This is a genomic window from Streptomyces sp. NPDC007856, assembly GCF_042868225.1.
Taxonomy (GTDB): Bacteria; Actinomycetota; Actinomycetes; order Streptomycetales; family Streptomycetaceae; genus Streptomyces.
In genome coordinates, this window is the sequence record NZ_JBIAEC010000094.1 from 1 (window position 1) to 2,323 (window position 2,323).

General features: G+C 69.0%; 2 protein-coding genes. Both read right to left on the reverse strand.

What is annotated here, in order from left to right:
- Positions 1–1,898 (reverse strand): potassium-transporting ATPase subunit KdpB (gene kdpB / locus ACFYOH_RS44660; protein WP_388638080.1); only part of this gene is annotated, 1,898 nt, incomplete at its 3' end.
- On the reverse strand, positions 1,895–2,323 hold a 429-nt coding region (locus ACFYOH_RS44665; RefSeq protein WP_388638083.1), incomplete at its 5' end, for a potassium-transporting ATPase subunit KdpA. The genes ACFYOH_RS44665 and kdpB, both read right to left, overlap by 4 nt.

Genomic DNA, 2,323 nt, shown 5'->3' on the forward strand with positions numbered 1-2,323 from the left:
AGCTTGTCCAGGCCCGGGTAGACCGCCGCGAACAGCGCCGGGATGATCGCGAAGTACTTCGCGACGTCGTTGGCGATGGAGAACGTCGTCAACGCTCCCCGGGTGATGAGGAGTTGCTTGCCGATCTCGACGATCTCGATCAGCTTGGTCGGGTTGGAGTCGAGGTCGACCATGTTGCCGGCCTCCTTGGCGGCCGACGTACCCGTGTTCATCGCCACGCCGACGTCCGCCTGGGCCAGCGCGGGCGCGTCGTTGGTGCCGTCGCCGGTCATCGCGACCAGCTTGCCGCCGGCCTGCTCCCGCTTGATGAGGGCCATCTTGTCCTCGGGAGTGGCCTCGGCGAGGAAGTCGTCGACGCCCGCCTCCTCGGCGATCGCCTTCGCGGTCAGCGGGTTGTCGCCCGTGATCATGACGGTCTTGATGCCCATGCGGCGCAGTTCCTCGAACCGCTCCCGCATGCCCTCCTTGACGACGTCCTTCAAGTAGATGACACCCAGCACCCGGGCGCCCTTGTCGTCGTGCACGGCGACCAGCAGCGGGGTGCCGCCCGCCTCGGAGATCCGGTTGGCCATGCCGTCCGCGTCCTCGGCGACCGTGCCGCCCTGCGCCTCGACCCAGGCGATCACCGAGGCGGTGGCGCCCTTGCGGACTTTCCGGCCGTCGACGTCCACACCCGACATGCGGGTCTGGGCGGTGAACTCGATCCACTCGGCGCCGGCCAGTTCGCCCTGGTGGCGCTCGCGCAGCCCGTACTTCTCCTTGGCCAGGACGACGATGGAGCGGCCCTCGGGGGTCTCGTCCGCGAGGGAGGACAGCTGGGCGGCGTCGGCGACCTCGGCCTCGGTGGTGCCCCTGACCGGCACGAACTCGGCGGCCTGCCGGTTGCCGAGGGTGATCGTGCCGGTCTTGTCCAGCAGCAGCGTGGAGACGTCACCGGCGGCCTCGACCGCGCGCCCGGACATCGCCAGCACGTTGCGCTGCACCAGCCGGTCCATGCCCGCGATGCCGATCGCGGACAGCAGGGCGCCGATCGTGGTCGGGATCAGGCAGACCAGCAGGGCGACCAGCACGACCATGGTCAGGTGCGTGCCCGCGAACGTGGCGAACGGCGGCAGCGTAGCCACCGCCAGCAGGAACACGATGGTCAGCGAGGCGAGCAGGATGTTCAGCGCGATCTCGTTGGGCGTCTTCTGCCGGGCCGCGCCCTCGACCAGGTTGATCATCCGGTCGATGAAGGTCTCGCCGGGCTTCGTCGTGATCTTGATGACGATCCGGTCGGACAGCACCTTCGTGCCGCCCGTGACGGCGCAACGGTCGCCGCCGGACTCCCGGATCACCGGGGCGGACTCGCCGGTGATCGCCGACTCGTCCACCGAGGCGACGCCCTCGACGACGTCGCCGTCGCCGGGGATGATGTCACCGGCCTCGCAGACCACCAGGTCACCGATGGTCAGCGCGGTACCGGGTACCTGCTCCTCCGTGCCGTCCTTCAGCAGCCGGCGGGCGATGGTGTCGGTCTTGGCCTTGCGCAGGGTCTCGGCCTGCGCCTTGCCCCGGCCCTCGGCGACCGCCTCCGCCAGGTTGGCGAAGATCACGGTCAGCCACAGCCACGCGCTGATGGTCCAGCCGAACCAGTCACTCGCGTGCTGGAACGAGAAGACCGTGGTCAGGATGGATCCGATCCACACCACGAACATCACGGGCGACTTGACCATCACCCGCGGGTCGAGCTTGCGGAACGCCTCCGGCAGAGACTTCAGAAGCTGTTTGGGGTCGAAGAGGCCCGCGCCGACACGGCCCTCGTCGGGCTTGTGCCCAGTGGGGACGTCGCTGTGCGGTGCCCGGGTGGGAGTGCCTGTGGACATCGAGTCCTCTTGCTTGTCTATGCCAGTGGTCATGACGCCAGCCCCTCGGCGAGCGGACCCAGCGCCAGGGCCGGGAAGTAGGTCAGACCGGTGATGATCAGGATCGCGCCGACCAGCAGGCCGGTGAACAGCGGCTTCTCGGTGCGCAGGGTGCCCGCGGTCACCGGTACCGGCGTCTGCTCGGCGAGCGAGCCAGCCAGCGCCAGCACGAACACCATCGGCAGGAAGCGGCCCAGCAGCATCGCGAGCCCGGTCATGGTGTTGAACCAGTCGGTGTTCGCGTTCAGGCCGGCGAAGGCCGAACCGTTGTTGTTCGACGCCGACGTGAAGGCGTACAGCACCTCGGAGAACCCGTGCGCGCCCGAGTTGAGCATCGAGTGCGGCGGCGTCGGCAGCGCCATCGAGGCGGCCGTGAACACCAGCACCAGGGCGGGGGTGATGAGGATGTAGCAGGCGGC